This is a genomic window from Dethiothermospora halolimnae (assembly GCF_037577855.1).
Taxonomy (GTDB): domain Bacteria; phylum Bacillota; class Clostridia; order Tissierellales; family VENL01; genus Dethiothermospora; species Dethiothermospora halolimnae.
This window is the reverse complement of the sequence record NZ_JBAKFX010000015.1, coordinates 24,914-42,777: the sequence shown is the minus strand read 5'-3', so window position 1 is coordinate 42,777 and position 17,864 is coordinate 24,914. Positions and strand designations below refer to the sequence as shown.

General features: G+C 30.4%; 13 protein-coding genes. 7 read left to right on the top strand and 6 right to left on the bottom strand.

The genetic code is table 11. The features are described 5' to 3' along the window. Positions 1–20 precede the first annotated feature (20 nt). On the bottom strand, positions 21–1,130 hold the full coding sequence (locus V6137_RS08160) for a DEAD/DEAH box helicase (RefSeq protein WP_425447416.1): 1,110 nt from the start codon (positions 1,128–1,130) through the stop codon (positions 21–23). Positions 1,131–1,296: 166 nt separating this feature from the next. On the opposite strand from V6137_RS08160, the gene V6137_RS08155 reads away from it, so the two are divergent. After that, a complete protein-coding gene (locus V6137_RS08155) occupies positions 1,297–2,238 on the top strand; it encodes a stalk domain-containing protein (RefSeq protein WP_425447415.1) in 942 nt (313 codons plus the stop codon). Positions 2,239–2,258: 20 nt separating this feature from the next. On the opposite strand, the gene V6137_RS08150 is transcribed toward V6137_RS08155, so the two are convergent. From V6137_RS08150 to V6137_RS08135, 4 genes are all read right to left on the bottom strand, one after another. Next, positions 2,259–3,740, bottom strand: a complete 1,482-nt coding sequence (locus V6137_RS08150; protein WP_425447414.1) for a sensor domain-containing diguanylate cyclase — start codon at positions 3,738–3,740, stop codon at positions 2,259–2,261. A gap of 122 nt (positions 3,741–3,862) precedes the next feature. Beyond that, positions 3,863–5,659, bottom strand: a complete 1,797-nt coding sequence (locus V6137_RS08145; protein ID WP_425447413.1) for a MutS-related protein — start codon at positions 5,657–5,659, stop codon at positions 3,863–3,865. A 43-nt stretch (positions 5,660–5,702) separates the two neighbouring features. After that, a complete protein-coding gene (locus V6137_RS08140; RefSeq protein WP_425447412.1) occupies positions 5,703–7,160 on the bottom strand; it encodes a methyl-accepting chemotaxis protein in 1,458 nt (485 codons plus the stop codon). Between the two features lie 157 nt (positions 7,161–7,317). Next, positions 7,318–8,100, bottom strand: coding sequence for a GNAT family N-acetyltransferase (locus V6137_RS08135; RefSeq protein WP_425447411.1), 783 nt, complete (start codon positions 8,098–8,100; stop codon positions 7,318–7,320). A gap of 206 nt (positions 8,101–8,306) precedes the next feature. Here V6137_RS08135 and V6137_RS08130 point away from each other — a divergent pair, with 206 nt between their 5' ends. The 5 genes from V6137_RS08130 to V6137_RS08110 all read left to right on the top strand — a co-directional run bounded on the left by V6137_RS08130 (position 8,307) and on the right by V6137_RS08110 (position 16,227). Then, entirely contained in the window at positions 8,307–9,512 is a 1,206-nt protein-coding gene (locus tag V6137_RS08130; protein ID WP_425447410.1) for a GGDEF domain-containing protein, read from the top strand. Positions 9,513–9,690: 178 nt separating this feature from the next. Next, a complete protein-coding gene (locus tag V6137_RS08125) occupies positions 9,691–10,875 on the top strand; it encodes a carboxylate--amine ligase (protein ID WP_425447409.1) in 1,185 nt (394 codons plus the stop codon). Between the two features lie 33 nt (positions 10,876–10,908). Continuing rightward, positions 10,909–12,453, top strand: a complete 1,545-nt coding sequence (locus tag V6137_RS08120) for a Mur ligase family protein (protein WP_425447408.1) — start codon at positions 10,909–10,911, stop codon at positions 12,451–12,453. A gap of 40 nt (positions 12,454–12,493) precedes the next feature. Further along, on the top strand, positions 12,494–13,183 hold the full coding sequence (cuyB, locus tag V6137_RS08115; protein ID WP_425447407.1) for a cysteate racemase: 690 nt from the start codon (positions 12,494–12,496) through the stop codon (positions 13,181–13,183). 122 nt (positions 13,184–13,305) lie between these two features. Further along, positions 13,306–16,227, top strand: coding sequence for an insulinase family protein (locus V6137_RS08110; protein ID WP_425447406.1), 2,922 nt, complete (start codon positions 13,306–13,308; stop codon positions 16,225–16,227). 41 nt (positions 16,228–16,268) lie between these two features. Here V6137_RS08110 and V6137_RS08105 read toward each other — a convergent pair whose 3' ends face one another. Further along, positions 16,269–17,054, bottom strand: a complete 786-nt coding sequence (locus tag V6137_RS08105) for a GNAT family N-acetyltransferase (protein ID WP_425447405.1) — start codon at positions 17,052–17,054, stop codon at positions 16,269–16,271. Between the two features lie 133 nt (positions 17,055–17,187). On the opposite strand from V6137_RS08105, the gene V6137_RS08100 reads away from it, so the two are divergent. Further along, positions 17,188–17,844 carry an HAD family hydrolase gene (locus V6137_RS08100; protein ID WP_425447404.1) on the top strand — a complete coding sequence of 219 codons (657 nt, stop codon included), beginning with the start codon at positions 17,188–17,190 and terminating at the stop codon, positions 17,842–17,844. The last annotated feature ends 20 nt before the right edge of the window (positions 17,845–17,864 follow it).

Here is a 17,864-nt window from a genome sequence, read left to right as displayed (position 1 = left end):
CCATCTAGTAACAAAAACTTCTATAATTTAATCTTCTTCATATCCATTTTTATTGACCTTTCTATTAGTGATAAACTATCCCTATCCCTAGATGTTGCAAATGTAATAGAAACCCCTTCTTCTCCAGCTCTGGCTGTACGTCCTATACGATGAATATAACTCTCTGGCTCTTCCGGAATATCATAATTAAACACATGGGTTATATTATCCACATCTAAGCCTCTAGAGGCCACATCTGTAGCCACTAAAAATTGTACTTTAGCCTTTCTAAATATCTTCATTATTCTTTCCCTTTTTCTTTGACTAAGATCGCCATGGAGCTCCTCTGAATCATATCCACGTCTTTTTAATGCCCCATTAATATCCTTTACTCTATTTTTGGTACGACAAAATATTATTGCTAAAAAAGGTCTATATTTTTCAATAGCTTTAAAAAGATCAGCTTCTTTATTCCTATTTGTTGTTTCAATAACAAGTTGTTCTATCTTATCTAGAGTTATGTTATTCCCTTTTATATCTATTTTAATAGGATTTTTCATATATTTATTAGCTAATGAATGTACTTTCTTTGGTATTGTAGCTGAAAAAAACATCGTTTGGCGGGATCTAGGTGTTTGTTTTATTATTTTTTCTACATCTTGTAAAAATCCCATGGTTAACATCTGATCTGCCTCATCTAACACAAGGTTTTTAACACTTTTAAAATCCACAGTTCCCCTTCTAATATGGTCAAGTAGTCTTCCTGGAGTTCCTATTACCATATGTATGTCTTTCTTTAATTTCTTAATTTGTTTATTTACATCTTTACCACCATATACAGATAATATATTTATTCCTTTAGTATCAGTAAACTTCTCAGCTTCAGAAGTTATTTGTATAGCTAGTTCCCTAGTTGGAGTAACAATTAATGACTGTATCTGGGATCTATTGGTATTTATCTTCTCTATAATAGGTAACATAAAGGCAAGTGTCTTTCCAGTACCGGTTTGAGCCTGGGTTATAACATCCCTTCCCTTTAGTATTTCTGGTATAGCTTTATTTTGAACCGCTGTGGGTTCTGTTATATAGTTATCTTTAAGTACACTGTCTAAATTTTTACTAATTCCTAAATTTATAAAATTTTTGGGCATATTATTAACTCCTTTTCTTCTATTATCTATTATTATAATTAAATATTTAAATATTATTATATAATTCTATTTTCCTCACCTGTTATAATAATCTACTACATCCATGTTTTTTACATTGATTGGCCTTACTTTTCCATGATAAATTATATATACGAGGAGGTATGTTATGAAAAAATCAATATATTTATTACTGTTAGTATTAACACTATTTACTGGTAATAAAACCTTTGCAGATTCCTATTTAATGCATACTGTAAAACCAAATGATTCTTATCTTAGTATATCAGAAAAGTATAATGTTGATGTTAATAATTTGAAAGATTTAAATGAAAGCCTGGTTGTAAATAATTTAATAAGAATTAAATCTATTTTCAATTCAAATCCAATAACTATAAAAATAAATAACAAGTTACTAAATTTAAAGGAACATCCCTACATAGAAAATAGTCGTGTTTTTATTCCAGTCCGCTTTGTCACTGAAGCCTTAGATATAGATGACATCCTTTGGGATGGAAATAACAAAAGTGTGACATTGATTAATAACACAGAGAAGATCAACCTCTCTATAGGTTCTAATATCGCTATAGTAAACGAAAGAGTTGTTTCTATGGATGCCCCCATAAATCTTTATAATAATAGAACCTATGCCCCCCTACGTTTCATTTCAGAAATATTTGATTATAATGTTGATTGGAATGAAAATAACCATTCGGTTAATATAACTACTAACAAAAACAATGATGACAGTGAGGATTTATATTGGTTATCTAGGCTAGTCCATGCTGAAGCCCAGGGTGAGCCCTTCGACGGTAAATTGGCTGTTGCCAATGTTATTATAAATAGAACAAGAAATGACGATTTCCCTAATACAATAAAAAAAGTTATATTTGATAATAAATATGGTTATCAATATACCCCTGTGGTTATTGGAACAATATATGATACCCCCTCTGCTGAAAGTATTGAAGCAGCCAGAATGGCTTTAGAAGGCAACAATAATATTGGAAACTGTCTATACTTTTTAAACCCTAGAAAGTCAACAAATAACTGGATTGAAAAAAATAGATCTTTCTATACTTCAATAGCATTACATGATTTTTACAAATAAAGCCACCAGTTCTGGTGGCTTTATTCATTATCCCTATATCTATCTTTAATCTCCATCTTTTCTTTATACATATATTTATCAGCTAAATCCAAAAATTCTTCTAAATCTAAAACTTTATCATATTCAACTATACCCTTGCTAAATCCTATATTATAGGGTTTAACTCCCCTTTTATTAGTATCATTAACAACAGATTCAATTCTTTTGAAAGCATCTTTAGCACTATTATAATCTGTATCTGGAAAAATAATGAGAAATTCATCTCCACCTAACCTACAAAGCTTATCAGATTTTCTAATATTAGAATTAATAATACCTGATATATCATTTAAAAGTTTATCTCCCATTTTATGACCCTGTTTATCGTTCACCTCTTTTAAACCATTAACATCTATATAGGCTATGGTTAGGGGGATATCATTAGTTCTAGATAAATCAATATATTTCTTTAATAGTTTTATTCCTACTCTACGATTTAAAACTCCAGTCAGCATATCCATTGTTGCATACTCGGTTAATTCGTTATTCATTGTTTCAATTTTATCAAGCATATAATTAATATCATTTTTTAATGCTGCTATTTCATCGTTGCCTTTAATACTAAGTCGTTTACTCAAGTCTTTGCTATAGGCTATATTGTGGGTTACACGACGCAGCTTAAAAAGTCTAGAAACCACTATCCTTTCAATGCCTAAAAATAATATTAGGGTTAGTATAAATAGGGCAATCGAAAAAAATATTAAAAAATCTTTTGTTGTGATTTCCCCTAGTTTCGTTATCTCCTTGGGTATTGTTACCCTAACCTCCATAAGACTTTTATCATTTAAATAGGGCATCTGAAACCCAATAATACCCCTATCTTTTAAATTATTTATAAAAAAATCATCCTTAATTTTATCTTTCACATAATTATTTACAGTAATATTAAGATTCAATTTGTTTCCAATCTCTTCTATCTTATTCTCATCAAGGTCATAACCAAAAACAATTAATCCCTTAGGTGTTTTTTCCCTATTGGTATCACTAATCTCACTTGTAGATATAACTATAGATTTGCCACTAAAAATGATAATATCGTTTATATTTTTAAATTTCGACATCTCTTCTATTAATGCCCCATCAACATTTCCCAGTGTTCTCTCCTTTTTATTATATTTGTAACCCACTAATACCTTATTATGTTCATTTAATATAACTATATAATCTATATCATTATATTCAAATACAGATGGTGTAATATTTCTTTTTATATAATCCCCACTATTCCCATTTATAAATTCATAACTATCATCCCACCGGGCCCAATCCAACAATAAACCCTCATGTACAGAAATAGCATTTTCAAATACAGCCTTTGTCTTCTTACCTTCATTGAGAAAATATTTTTGTTCTAATTCTTCAAAACTATCCATAATAATATTGTCTGATACTAGACATAGTCCTAAAATCACCACAAAGGAATATCCAGCTATCATAAACAGCATTTTATTTGTCAACCTCATAAACTCACCATCCAAATCTATTAATCGTCAATTTTCGTCATTATATATAATATTCTAACATATTTATACGATAATCGATTGACAAATATTATATTAAACTTAAATTTTATTAATTATTGGATTTAATTTGTATCCCCTATTCCTATCATTCTAAGAAGATATAATGCATTTCTTGTATTGGAAATTCCATTTTTAAGTTTATAGTCAAAGTATATTTTATTATTATTATAATACTCTTCAAAATGATAATTTTTTATACTTCCCTTTGTTTCTTCCTCCAACTCTCCTAACTCTAAATCATGGGTAGATACAAGTCCCATTCCATTATTATTATATAACTGCTTTAATATCATTTTAGCTCCTGTATGTCTATCAAATGAATTCGTTCCCTTTAATATTTCATCAAGTAGAAAAAATACCTGTTTAGTTCCTTGGGATGCAACTATTATTTTTTCTATTCTTTTTAACTCCGCATAAAATGAGGATACTCCCTTCTCCATATTATCTTTAGTTCTCATGCAAGTTTGTATATTCATAATGGAAGTTACCATTGTACTGGCACAAACCTTAGCCCCAGTATAGGCAAGAACTAGATTTATCCCTATGGTCCTTAAAAAAGTGCTTTTTCCAGACATATTTGAACCGGTTATTAATAATATTCTAGATGGTTCTTTTATAGTTACGTCATTACTAACTGGATTATCTATAAGTAATGGATGGAATATTTCTTTTATCCTAATAGTTGATGGTTCATTTGCTATAATTGGGGTACTCCACTTGGGATTGTTATATCCTAAAGTTGCTAGGCTAGATAGAGCTTCCATTTCCCCTATGACTTCAAGCCACTGCCCAATCTTTAATCCCCCTTGACCCTTAAACCTTTCTATTTTTATTAAACATCTGTAATCCCATAGTAAAATTATATTGATTGGAAAAAATAGCATGTTCCTTCTATTATTAGTGCTTTGAACTATTTTTTCTAACCTTTTCATTTGATTATATGCAGACATGTTTTCGTCCTTTAATCTACCCTTTAACTCTTTAAGATGCTCTGATTTAAAGTTACCCCTCTCAATGTGTTTTAAAATCATTTTATAGCCTTTAAGATTATCTTGATATTTAGATACCAATCCAAATTTTCTATTTCTACTCCCTATATTAATAGAAAGTAATAACCCTTGAACTCCTATTAATGCTAATGGAATATATATAGACAACTTTCCAAAATGATTTAAAATTATTGAAGATATGGTTATTAGAGGCATTAGATTTATTAGAGCTATTATTAAAGAATTAGAATAGAGTTTATCCCTATCATTTATCCAGTTTATTAACTCTTTTTTATTAATATCCTTATCGATTGACATCATACCCTCTACTTCTAGCCTATCTCGCCACCATCTTTTAGATGATAATTCATTAATAGCTTCTTGCCTTTTAATTATAGCTTCTTTAGTATCACATGGGGTGGTTAGTATATTGGCCAGTCTTTTTCTTCCCATACTGGTTCTTCCTTTATTTATCAATTGGAACAGTGAACCTTGACCAAATATATCTAAGTCCTCAGAAAAACTATGCTTGTCATTTTTAAACTCTTCACCATCGTCTTTAAATTGTGTCCATTTTCCATTTGACCTTTCTATCTTTAAATGGTTTATCCCTTTAAGATTACATATATATCTATATTTCACCTTCAACCCGTTATGTAAAATTACTAAATATATAAAAATTCCAATGGATATAGAACCTAATATAAATGAAAAATAGTCTCCATTATCCCTTAAAAAGATTATAGCTATGGAAATACCTATAGCTATAATCCTTAAAATGCTAACTAAACCCATAGTTTTAGAAACTTTTTTTGATATTTGTAGGTATTTATTTTTTCTTTTTTCATAAATTTTATTACAATCCTTCATATTTATACATCCTCTAATCTTATAGTAGTAAACTAATAGTTATCTAGCTAAATTTCTTTGTTATCCCCTTAAGTTCTCTAGCTAATTCAACTAGTCTCTTATTCATATTATTCACTTCATCCATTGTAGCCAATTGTTCCTCTGTTGATGCAGAAGTTTCCTCCATTGAAGCTGCATTTTCTTGGGCTGAAGCTGACAAGTTATCAAGTATATCCATTATTTTATCCTTTCTACTATTCATTACTTTACCCGCTTCATTTAATTCTTTCACTTTTTTCATATTGTTTTCAACAAACTCTGTTAGATCCCTAAATATAGTTTCTGTATCTGTAATGGAAGTAGTTTGAGCTCCTATGATATCTGTAGTTTTTTTCATGCTTTCCGATGCTAATTTCATATTTTTTTCTAATTTGTCGATAGTATTATTAATTCTCTGGGTTGAACTGGCAGATTGTTCCGCTAAGCTCCTAATTTCATCTGCTACAACTGCAAATCCCTTTCCTGCTTCCCCTGCTCTTGCAGCTTCTATTGCAGCATTTAATGCTAATAAGTTTGTCTGCTCTGCAATTGATATAATAACCTCACTTGCCGAGCTTATCTCTTCAGTACTTTCCTTTGTACTATCTATCATAGCTTTTAGATCATTTATTGAGTTATTACTTTCATTTGTGTTATCCATTAACCCTGAAATTATATTTACTCCTCTATCCTTAAGTTTTTCGGTATCTTTCATTCTATTATTAAGATTTGATGAAATATCAACCATATTATCAATGTCTTTGCCAAGTTCCCTTGACTCCTCTACACCCCTTTCTGTATCTAGGGCTTGAGTAGATGTGCTTTTAGAAACTTCCTCTATCACTTTAGCAATCTCTTCTGCAGACATTGTAACTTGTTTTCCAGTGTCTTCATATGTTTCAGCCGAATTTGCAAGTTCCTCGGCAGTTTTTATTAAAGATTTTATAACTTCTTCTTTAGATTTAGTATTACTTTTTATTTCTTCTACATACGTATTATTTTCCTTTGCTGATTTTGCTATTATTAGTGTATTTACATATTGTACTATTAAAACTAATACTACTACAACTGCTGTAATTATTAAATTTTCCCCTTCTAATTTACCAATAAATATATTTACTCCATTTCCAGCAACTATAGCTATAATAGCTATTAATGTAATTTTCCTATCGCCATATATGGCAAATAGAGCTATAAGTGGAAATCCAAAGGTGAACATTATAGGATTATTAACTACAATAGTTGTTAAAAAGTGGACCAACATAAAGGTTATTGCTAATATATATTTTATTCTATGGCTATAGGGTTTTCTTTTATATTCAATAAAAGAAAACCCCAAGGAAACCCAAGCTACACCTATGAAACCATATATGAGTACATTAACACCTTCAGCTCCTAGCCCAGATAACGTAGTGAGTAGTCCCATTATAGTACAAAGAATAAGTGAGTTTTTATTAGCTGCCTTTATAAAATTATCATTCATTTTTATCTCCCCCTAGTTTTTTATGATCTTATTATATTTCTATATAACCCCATGGTAAAAATTTAATTAGCAATATTATTTTAACATTTTTAGACAAAATATTAAACAATATCTTATTTAAACTTCAAACATTATAAAACTTTCCCTAGGGAAAGTTTTATAATGTTTCAATTGGATACCATCTATATCTTGTAATAGTCTCATATCCCAGCTTTTTATATACCCTTTCTCCAGCCTCAGAAGCCTGTAAAACAACTGCCTTAGTTCCTAAGTCAAAGGCTTTATTCGTAGACACTTGGGTTATATAGCTTCCTAAACCTTTTCCTCTAGCCTCTTCAATAGTTCCCACCCAATAGATACCTGCAACCTCTTGTGATAGTGTCATGGTTACTGCCGATACAGGCCTATTATCTTCATATATAACAAAAGCCCTTGTATTAGGAGATATTAAAATATCATCTGAGCTAAACATTGCTTCTGTAACAATATCAGGTTTCTCAAAGGATTTTTTAGTCACTAAAGCAAAGTCTTTGACCTCCTTTGAATTTGTGACCCTCTTTATTTCAAATCCTTTAGGAATACTAACTGCATTTATTTTTTCCTTTATAATCATTCCTGCAGAGCCCGGCTCCCTTTTTGCTTTATAACCCTTGTCTTTAAGAATTCTTTCTAATTTATTATCCCCATGATCCCTTATCCAGAATACATAGTCCCTATTAATTGGTTTAAAAAATTCATCAGCTTTTCTAATAACATCTTCTCCACATTGGTCAAAACAAAGAACACCATTTATATGTCCATCCTTATTGTCCACCCCAATAGTATATATCATATAGGATTCAGTTTCATATAGCTTTCCCTTCTCTGAATTATTAATCCTATGTCTGATTGAAGCAGCCAAATTTTTATCTGCTGATTTGAGTAGACTATTTAACTTCATATTTATCCCTCCATTTAAATATTATCTTTAGTAAATATATTTTATCAACTATGATTATTCTTCACTTTATAACATTTAACTAAATATCCCCTTGTATATATTTAGATATAATGTCACAGTGAAAATCCAAATCTATTATGGTATTATAAATACATGATAAATATTGTATAACTATATAATAAATTTTTATAAAAGGGGTTATAATATTGAGAAATACTACAAAAACATTTACTTTTTTAAGTATACCCATTAGTCTATTAATAGCTACATATATTCTAATATTTAATATGGAAAAAATACCTAACCCTTGGCCTGTTATTTTGCAATACACATCCTATATTCTATTCCCATTGGGAATGATATTAGGATCCCGATTTAATAAAAGCAAGGTGTTTTTCCTTTGTTTAATACTTGGATTAAGTCAATTAGCTTTATCCTATGATGGATTGATATTAGGCGGTAATAACGAAGTTAATAAAGTTTTTGATACAATCTCTTTTTTAATTCCAATAAATATACTTTTATTTTCTATCTTAAGGGAAAGGGGTATTTTAACTCCATGGGGAAAAATACGTTTTGGATTCATTCTCTTTCAAATATTTTTAATATGGTGGATTACTAAGCCAAGTAATAATAGTATTCAGTCATTAATATCCCACAAGATAATTGACCTAGAATATGGTAGTATTATTCCCATGCCTCAAATTTCTATTTTATTATTTTTCTTAACCTTTTTACTTTTAAGTATAAGGATGTTTATAAAGCCTACCCTTATGGATAGCTCATTTATAGGAGTAGTCTTAGCTATCTTTAGTGGTCTTTTTATAAAGGACAAACCCCTATCCTTAGATATACTTTTTTCATTATCAGGATTAATACTTATTATAGGAATAATAGAATCCTCATATTCTATGGCATATTCAGACCAGTTAACAAAGATTCCTGCAAGGCGGGCCCTTATGGAATCTCTGATGAAATTAGGAAATAGGTATACAATTGCCATGATTGATATTGACTTTTTTAAAAAGTTTAATGATAAGTATGGTCATGATGCCGGTGACGAAGTTCTAAAAATGGTGGCTTCAATTTTAAAGAATGTAAATGGTGGTGGAAGAGCCTTTAGATATGGTGGAGAAGAGTTTACTATATTGTTTCCAGGTAAAACCATGAACAGGGTAATTCCCCATTTAGAAGAATTAAGGGAAACTATAGAAAAAGAACAGTATATGTATAAAAAGAAACGAAAGGTTAAAGGGAAGAAAAAAATCGTATCTAAAAAACTATGTGTCACCGTGAGCATTGGTGTGGCTGAGAAAAATGATAAATACAAAACACCTAAGGAAGTAATGAAAGGGGCAGATAAGGCTTTATATAGGGCTAAGAAAAAAGGAAGGAATTGTGTTAAAAAATAAGGTTTTCCCTTGTTTTTACTCCTTTCCTTAGTATAATTTTTGTGATAAAATAAATTTATAAATGGACAATAAATGGGATTATTTAGACTTATTTAAATGGGCTTTTAAAATGGCTCTTTTTGTCTTTAATATAGAAGTTTTAATAAATATTATTACTTATAAATAAGGAGATGAAGTAATGAAGAACAAAGCCCTTATCCTCGGTGCTAATTATTATATAGGCCTTAGTACTATCCGGTGTCTAGGTGTTCACGGTATTAATGTAGTTGCAGTGGATTACTCCAAAGATGGTACCTATGGTTTCCATTCTAAATATTGTTCTGAAACTTTAGTAGGACCCCACTATAAGAAAAATCCAGAGGGTCTTGTTCATTTCTTAATTGATTATGCTAAAAAACAGGATAAGCCCCCGGTATTAATTCCATGTGCTGATCCCTATGTTGAGTTTATAGATAAATATTTAATAAAGTTAAAGGAATATTTTTTAATACCCCAGACTAAACAGGGGCTTTATACAGAAGTTATGAATAAAGAAACCCTCCATAGTTTAGCATCAAAACATGGTATTTTAGTTCCCGAAACGGTAAGAATAAATGAAGAAAACTTTATTGATAAGGTCGAAAAAATTATTAAATACCCTTGTCTAGTGAAACCTGTAGATTCTCCTTCTTTCGTATCTAAGTTTCGGAAAAAAATGTTCAAAGTCTATAATAGAGATGAGTTGGAAAAATCTATTAAACTAGCCACTGATGAAGGTTTAGAGGTTATAATACAAAGAATAATACCTGGTTTTGATGACCATATGCATACCTTTGATGCCTACTTAGATCAACAGGGCAAGGTAACCCATTGGGTAACCTGTCAAAAACTCCGTCAATATCCTATTAATTTTGGTGCTTCTGTTTATACTAAACAAAAGTACATTCCAGAAATTGAAAAAATAGGAACAAAGTTTTTAGAGGATATTGGTTATAAAGGTTTTGCTGAGATAGAGTTTAAAAAGGATGCTGATACCGGAAAATTTTATTTAATAGAGATCAATGTTCGTATTACAAACTTAAATAGTCTACTATTTAAAACTGGAATTAATATTCCCTATATAACTTATATGGATTTAATCGGTGAGCCTCTAGAGTCTAAGGGTATAACCCATGATACTAACTTGGTATTTTGGTATGCCTTTGAAGACCTTTTAGCAGTTAGAAAATACATAAAAACAGGTCAATTAACATTTGGTAAAGTATTAAAATCCTACTTTCAACCAAAGGCATATGCTATTTGGGATTTAAAAGATCCTAAACCAGCATTTCAATTTGGCAGGAAAATTGTTGGCCGTGTTTTTAATAAAGTACTGAAAAGATGATCACAAACAATAGATAAATGAAGGGAGATACAAATGACTAAATTGTATGACTTACTTAAGTCAATTGATGTTTTAGAATCTTGGAATAAAAAAAATATAGATATTAGTGGTATCGCATATCATTCTAAAAAAGTTAAATCTGGAGATATTTTTGTTTGTATAAAGGGTTTTAAAACCGACGGTCATAGATATATTTTAAAAGCTGTTGCAAATGGAGCGGTTGCTATTATTGTTGAAGATTTTCAAGAAGGTTGGGATATTCCCCAGTTTAAAGTTAAAGATAGTCGCAGTGCATTAGCTGCACTAAGTGATAAGTTCTATAACTACCCTTCAAGATTTATAAAAACCATTGGTATTACTGCCACTAATGGAAAGACCACTACTACCTTTATGACTAACCATATTCTAGAAAGTCATAATCTTAATACAGGGCTTATTGGAACTGTAAAAATCAAAATCGGTGACTTTTCCGAGGCAGCTAAACTAACTACTCCAGAATCATTGGATCTACATGGCTATTTTTCAAAAATGAAAAAACATAATGTATCCCATGTGGCCATGGAAGTTTCATCTTCAGCTTTAGCCCTTAGTAGGGTTGGGAATGTTGATTTTGATATTGTAACATTAAATAATATAAGTAGGGAACATATTGACCTACATGGTTCCTTTGAGGAATATTTTGATAGTAAAGCTAGTTTAATAAGAAATGCTAAAGAGGGAAGTTGGGCAATTTTGAATTTGGACTGTCCCTATTCTTCATCATTAATAAATGAAACCAAAGCAAATGTATTGACCTTTGGCATTGAAAACAAAAGTGGAGATATTACATGTAAAAATCTTGATTTATCAACTGGAAGGGCCCGTTTTACAGTAGAGATAAAAAATACTATTAAAATAGATAATATAGAATACAACCCTACTGAATTTGACATAGAGCTATCTGTGCCCGGTTATCACTCCGTTTATAATTCTATGGTGGCAATATCTGTTGCTCTACTATGCGGTGTACCTATACCTGTTATACAAAAAAGTACTAAGACCTTTTCCGGTGTAGAACGTAGATTTGAATTTATTTTTGAAAATGACTTCAAAATTATAGATGATCATTTTGCAAATGCCGGTAACATTGATATAACAATGGGTACATTACAACGTATGGATTATAATAATCTTAAACTGGTTTATGCAATAAGGGGGAGTCGCGGTACAACTGTAAATAAAGAAAATGCCGAAACCATTGTTAAGTGGGCTAAGAAACTGGGTTTTACAGAGATTATTGCTACCTTAAGTAGATCCCATGTTACAGATAAAGACAGGGTAACAAAGGAAGAACTTGAAGTCTTTCAAGAGGTGGTTACCGATGCTGGTATAAAAGTTAGTCTTTTTAAAGAACTATCCCATGCCATATCTAAAGGTATTTCTTCAGTTAAAAAAAATGATGTGCTCCTTTTAGCAGGATGTCAAGGTATGGATTATGGTGCACAGATTGCCCTTAATCAATTGCATAAACTAAGACCTGATATAGATAAGGATTTATTATTTAAACCCTTGGCCAATAGAGTTGCGGGCATAGTATAATATGGAGTTTCAGGTCTTTAAATTCCGGAGGTGATATTTTGTGAATAATAAGGTTATAGGTATTATCGGAGGTATGGGACCTGAAGCAACGGCTGATCTTTATATGAAAATTATTAAGGCCACTGACGCAAGGAAGGACCAAGACCATTTTCGTGTAATAATCGATAGTAATGCTAAAATCCCCGATCGAACAGAGGCAATTTTAGGTATTGGAGAAAGTCCAGTCAATGCATTAGTTGAAACCGGTAAAAACTTAGAGATGCTAGGAGTAGATGTGGGGTGTATCCCCTGTATAACATCCCATTATTTTATAGATAAGATCCAAAGTAAATTATCTTTCCCTATTTTAAATGCTTTAGAAGAGGTGAAAAAGTATATTTCTCTATGCTATCCTGATGTAGAAAAAATAGGAGTCCTGGCAACTTCAGGTACTATTAAAACGGGACTATTTGAAAAGTATTTAACCAATACTGATATTATTTATCCATCAGCTGAAACCCAGGATGAAATGGTTATGAAGGCAATCTATGGAGCAAATGGTATAAAAAGCGGTAACACCGAAGGTGAACCTTTAGATCTATTAAAAAGGGCAAGTAATGAATTAATTAATAAAGGAGCGGAACTTTTAATTGCTGGATGTACTGAACTTAGATTAGTATTAAGAGATTATCATGTCAATGTTCCATTAATCGATCCAATGGAAGTTTTAGCTAAGGCAATTACAAAGTAAAACTACAACTTATTAAAATAACTAGCATACCTTTAAGGGGTGCTAGTTATTTTAATAAGTTGAATATCTAGGCAATAAGTAGTATATTAAAGTATATATGTTATTAATAAGGAGGTATGTTAATGAGTTTTCAATCTGGTAAAGTTTATCATGGATTTGAATTAATAGATCAATATCCAATTGATGAAGTAAAATCAATGGCAAGAATTTTTCAACATAAAAAAAGTGGTGCGAGATTATTACATCTAGAAAATGATGATGATAATAAGGTTTTTTCCATAGGGTTTAGAACTCCGCCAACAGATAGTACAGGGGTTCCCCATATAGTGGAGCACTGTGTACTATCTGGCTCTAGAAAATATAAAACAAAGGAACCTTTTATGGATATGGTTAAAGGTTCTTTACAAACATTTATTAATGCAATGACCTTTAGTGACAAAACAATATACCCAGTTGCCAGTAGAAACAAAAAAGACTTTTATAATCTAATGGATGTTTACCTAGATGCAGTATTCTATCCAAGCATCTATGAAATCCCTGAGATATTTATGCAAGAGGGATGGCATTATGAATTAAATAATAAAGATGAGCAAATGAAGTATAAAGGTGTTGTATATAATGAAATGAGGGGCGCCTATTCATCTCCTGAAACTATTTTAGAAGAAACTATACAAAAATCCCTTTACCCTGATACATGCTATAAATATTCTTCAGGGGGAAATCCATATATTATCCCAGACCTTACATATGAAGACTTTTTAAACTTTCATAAAAAGTTCTATCATCCTGTAAATAGCTATATCTATCTATATGGTAATGGGGATGTTTTAGAACAGCTTAAATTTATTGATGAAGGTTATTTATCTAATTTTGAAAAAATAGATATTGACTCTGAGATTAAACCCCAATCACCCTTTAAATCCATGGAAGAGACTGAAGAATATTATTCAGTTTCTAAGGAAGAAAGTGATGAAAATAAAACCTATTTAAGTTTAAATTTCGTACTAGGTGATAATAGAGATGCTAAAACATATTTAATGTCTAGTATATTAAAGGATTTATTAATCGAATCTTCAGCAGCTCCCCTTAAAAAAGCCCTAGTAAAGGCTGGTATTGGAGAAGATATATTACACATAGATACCGATGGAATACAACCTAGTTTTTGTGTTGCTGCTAAAAATACATCAATGGATAAAAAAGATAAGTTTAAGGAAATTGTATTTAATACACTAAAGGACTTAGTTAGTAACGGAATAGATAAAAAACTTATTTCTGCTTGTATAAATATGACTGAATATAGTCTAAGGGAAGCAACAGGGTTCCCTACCAAGGGTATAATCTATCATATAAATTCCCTAGATAGTTGGCTATATGATAGCGACCCTACAACCCACATAAGATATGAAGAAACCCTAAAAGAATTAAGAAACTTAGCTAAATCTAACTATTTTGAAAAATTCATAGAAGAAAATATAATAAATAATCCCCATAGTTCTTTAGTTGTTATGAATCCTAAAAAAGGTCTAGCTGAAGAAAAGGACAAAGAACTTCAGCAAAGATTAGATAAGCATAAAGAATCTCTTAGTGATAAAGAAATAGAAGAATTAATCGAAGCTAATAAAAAACTTAGGGATAAACAACTATCCCCCGATAGTAAAGAAGCCAGGGATACAATACCTAAATTATCAGTTTCAGATGTAAATTCTAAGTCTCAAGTTATTCCTCAAGATGTTATAAAAGATGAGGATGTAACTTTACTTTTCCATGATATATTTACAAGTAAAATAGGTTATGTGGATTTACTATTTGATGTAAGTATGGTTAGTGAAGATTTGATTCCTTATATAAACCTTTTATCAAAAATATTAGGAAAAGTTGATACTAAGACAATGGACTATTCAGAGTTATCAAATGAAATCTATGTAAATACCGGTGGAATAAAGTTTAATACTGAGATTTATATCGAGAATGGCAAAGATGATGTTTTTTATCCTAAGTTTAAAGTTAAAGGTAAGGCAATAGGAGACAAGATAACATCCCTTATAAATCTTACTAAAGAGCTTATTACATCTTCTATATTTGATGATAAGGAACGTATTAAGGAATTAATAAGTCAAACTAAATCAAGACTTGAAATGTCCATATTTAATAGAGGCCATTCCGTTGCATCAAGAAGGGTAGCTTCATATTATTCAAAAAGCTCTAAATATAGTGAACTATTAAATGGTTTAGATTTTTATTGGTTTATATCTGACATCACTCAAAACTTCGATTCAAACAGTGATAATATAATTAGAAACATTAAAAAAGTTTATAATATGATATTTAATAAAAATAATTTAATCATAAGTTTTACAGGAGATAAGGATGATTTTAGCCTATTTAGAGAAAATCTAAATAAACTTACAGATGACCTAGATAATACAAACTACGGAACTATAAACTATAACTTTGAAAAATCTAACTTAAACGAAGGTATTTTATCAAATGCCAATGTTCAGTATGTGGCTAAGGGATATAATTTTAAAGACTTAGGATATGAATACAATGGAAATATGAAGGTCTTATCCACAATATTAAGTGTAGATTATCTTCACAATAGAATAAGGGCAAAGGGTGGAGCCTATGGTTGTGGTATAAACTTTGGAAGGTCTGGTAATATGACAACATTCTCATACCGTGACCCTAATCTTTCAGAAACTATTGATGTATATGATAAGACATATGATTATGTTGAAGATCTAGAACTAGATAATGATGAGTTCACCAGTTATATAATAGGTACTATAAGTAGATTAGATTCTGCTCAAACTCCCCATATGATGGGAATAACAGCAACGAAAAACTATATTTGCAATATAACAGATGATGATGTTCAAAGGGAAAGATCTGAAGTTTTAAATTCTAAAATAGAAGACATAAGACCCCTTTCTGAGCTATTAAAAACTTCAATGGAAGAGAATTATTGTTGCGTTCTTGGTAATGAAGATAAGATAAAGGAAAATAAAGGGTTATTTAATAAATTGGTTAATCTTAATAAATAGGAAAACCTGGGACAAAGGTACAGTCCCTCTGTCCCAGGTTTTTATTTAAAATAATGTCTTACCCTATCAACTACTATAAAACCTAATTTTTCATATATTTTACCTGCATCTTTATTATCATATTGGAGATATATGTCCTTATCTTCATTTTGTAATTCATTAGAAAGAATTTTTAAACACTTACTGGCAAGTCCCTTTTTTTGAAATTTAGGGTCTGTTGCAACTCCAACAACTACTGCTGAATCATTATCTTCAAATTCACTTTGGGCAACAGATATAAGTTCTTTATTATGATATATACAATAGCCCCTTCCCCTTTTTGTTTTTAATTTTTCTTTCATGATTTCCTTTGAAGTAAATCCATTAAATACTTTTTTGTATAATTTAACAATATTATCTAAATCATCTACAGTCAGTTTTTTAATACACTCAATATTATCTTCTCTATCTATTTTATTCTCTTTAGAAAGTTTTCCAATAAAGGCCCCTTCCTTATATGAAGCAAATAAGCCCCTATTTAAAAAGTTATCACAATAGGATGATGGACTAATTAATGATTTAAATTCCATATGTGAGATATGTTTTGAAAATCCTTCTACATTATATCCTGTCTCCCCATAAAACTGTAAATTTCCTGACTTTCTTTTAAATAATAATGCTTTTAAATTATTAGATTCATCCACTTCGCCAATTATCCTTTTATAAACATCTTTATCTCCTTCAAGTCCTAATCGGATAAAATAGTTTCTAGCATTATCCTTTTTTATAAATTGTAAAACCCTATTATACTCATTAGGTCTAATATCTCTTATTTCCCTGTTCCCCATGGTTACCACCTTTTGTTTTCAATATTTTAATATTATTATAGCATGAAATCTTAATCTAATTTACATGTTTTCTTTTATATGTTATTGTAAAATAAATACTTAGAGCATTAAAATACCATTAGGAGGTGCTTTTTTGGATAAGCTAATATTTTTTGATATAAACGGTACAATAATCAAAAGGGATAAAAGAACCGATATCCCCTATAGTAAGGCTGTTAGCCTTCTTCTAAATAGAGAAAATCCAATGGAGGGTGTGGATACATCGGCTAGATCAGATAAAGATGTTTTAATGGAAGTATTACAAAATCACGATAAAGCTTTTAATGAAAATATATGGAGTCAGTTTTTAGATTTATATAAGAAGCAATTAGAGAAGTTTAAATCAACCGATGTTTGGAGAGAAAATGCAGATGCCATTAGTTTTATAGAAAAACTATCTAAAAAAGATTATAACCTTTCTCTAATAACCGGTGAACTTAGTATTGGAGCCAAATATAAACTTGAAAAGTTAGGAGTATGGAAATACTTCCCTACAGGAGGATTTGGAGAAGATGGACTTAAAAGGTTTGATATTGCAGAAGCTGCTTTAGAAAAATCTAAAAAAATTTATAATGAACCATCTGAAATTTATATTATAGGTGATACAACCTTAGATATTAAAACAGCTAGGCATTTAGGTGCTAAAGTGATTTCTATTACAACCGGGTCAAATACTAGGGAGGAGCTAGAAAGGGAGAATCCCGATTATCTTATAGATTCCTTTAATGAAATAGAGGGGTTATTTTTATAGTATTAGTTGGGGGATTACGA

Coding starts and splice junctions, on each gene's coding strand:
- V6137_RS08140 (WP_425447412.1), bottom strand. CDS start 7,160: ATGAATGATAATTTTATAAAGGCAGCTAATAAAAACTCACTTATTCTT.
- V6137_RS08155 (WP_425447415.1), top strand. CDS start 1,297: ATGAAAAAATCAATATATTTATTACTGTTAGTATTAACACTATTTACT.
- V6137_RS08135 (WP_425447411.1), bottom strand. CDS start 8,100: ATGAAGTTAAATAGTCTACTCAAATCAGCAGATAAAAATTTGGCTGCT.
- V6137_RS08120 (WP_425447408.1), top strand. CDS start 10,909: ATGACTAAATTGTATGACTTACTTAAGTCAATTGATGTTTTAGAATCT.
- V6137_RS08105 (WP_425447405.1), bottom strand. CDS start 17,054: ATGGGGAACAGGGAAATAAGAGATATTAGACCTAATGAGTATAATAGG.
- V6137_RS08145 (WP_425447413.1), bottom strand. CDS start 5,659: ATGAAGGATTGTAATAAAATTTATGAAAAAAGAAAAAATAAATACCTA.
- V6137_RS08125 (WP_425447409.1), top strand. CDS start 9,691: ATGAAGAACAAAGCCCTTATCCTCGGTGCTAATTATTATATAGGCCTT.
- V6137_RS08150 (WP_425447414.1), bottom strand. CDS start 3,740: ATGAGGTTGACAAATAAAATGCTGTTTATGATAGCTGGATATTCCTTT.
- V6137_RS08110 (WP_425447406.1), top strand. CDS start 13,306: ATGAGTTTTCAATCTGGTAAAGTTTATCATGGATTTGAATTAATAGAT.
- V6137_RS08160 (WP_425447416.1), bottom strand. CDS start 1,130: ATGCCCAAAAATTTTATAAATTTAGGAATTAGTAAAAATTTAGACAGT.